The organism is Brunnivagina elsteri CCALA 953 (assembly GCF_002289455.1).
Lineage (GTDB): Bacteria > Cyanobacteriota > Cyanobacteriia > Cyanobacteriales > Nostocaceae > Brunnivagina > Brunnivagina elsteri.
This window is the reverse complement of the sequence record NZ_NTFS01000772.1, coordinates 1-1,240: the sequence shown is the minus strand read 5'-3', so window position 1 is coordinate 1,240 and position 1,240 is coordinate 1. Positions and strand designations below refer to the sequence as shown.

General features: G+C 43.2%; 1 pseudogene. It reads left to right on the top strand.

Features of this window, described 5'->3' with window-relative positions:
• Positions 1 to 62: 62 nt before the first annotated feature.
• Positions 63 to 1,043, top strand: a pseudogene (locus tag CK510_RS30590) (universal stress protein); the annotation flags it as partial.
• Positions 1,044 to 1,240 lie beyond the last annotated feature (197 nt).

Sequence of the window (1,240 nt, the reverse complement as noted above, 5' to 3'; positions counted from 1 at the left end):
CCTCAAGTCATTGCTCACCGTTGTGCTTACCTTAATGGATTAATCTTTGCTCGCTAAATAAAAAGTGGGATGCTCCCCGTTTAATTCGTCTAGATGTAGTCGATTCCGATAGCGAAGACAACCACAGCGAAACTGCTACTAGCGTTAACATCGAACGTCCCTATCGAATTTTAGTACCCATTGCTAACCCCAACAGCCAAAGAGGACTAGTACAACTAGCAGCAGCGATCGCCTTTAATAATATGCGAACTGCGATCGTAAATCCCCTTAGTCTAATTGAACTACCCGAAGATTACGCTTACGACGGAACACCAGCAGAAGCGGAGAAAATGATTCAATCCCAGCGATTAGAATTAGAAGGGTTAATCCAAGGATTAGAACCACCATCAATCCGTGCTGACGTTCATCCCATCATTCGTATTTCCAACAACGTCGCTCGCGAAACAGCACAAATAGCAGCCATAGAACAAGCCGATTTAATATTAGTTGGATGGCATCGTCCAGCTTTCAGCACCAACCGTTTAGGTGGGAGAGTTGGTCAAATTTTGACCACAGTAAATACTGATGTCGCCGTATTTATTGACCGAGGAGAAGAGCGTTTAGAAAATCTCTTAGTACCATATTCAGCCAATATTCACGATGACTTAGCATTAATGTTGGCATTACGACTATTAGTTAATAAAGATACCTGTAACTTGCAAATATTACGAGTAATTACAGCTAAAGAAAACAAAAAAGAACTCAGTTACGAAGTTCAAACCATGATGGAACAACTACCATCAACAGTATGCGATCGCATCAACATCAACACAACAGAAGCGATCGAACCCATCCAAGCAGTAGTCGAAGCATCCGCAGCAGCAGACTTAACCATAGCCGGAACCAGTCGTGCTTGGGGAATCGAACGTCAAACCCTTGGTAGATATACCGACGAGCTAGCAATCCAATGTCGCTCCTCCCTCCTTATTACCCGTCGTTACAGCCAAGTAACAGCACACCTTTCCTCAGTTCTTGCAGAGATACAACCTGAAGTTATTTTGTAAGGGAACACCCCTGTAATAAATTCTCCAATATTGTAGGGGTAGGGTCTCCCTACCCTCCGCGTGATAGTGTTGTTAGGTATACGATTTGAAGATTTTATTTTCTGGAAGTCCCTAAGAGGGTGTTTATAAATCTAGTTCCCTCCCCTTGCCAAGGGGAGGGTTAGGGTGGGGTTCTTTTATTTGGGTGATAATTATGT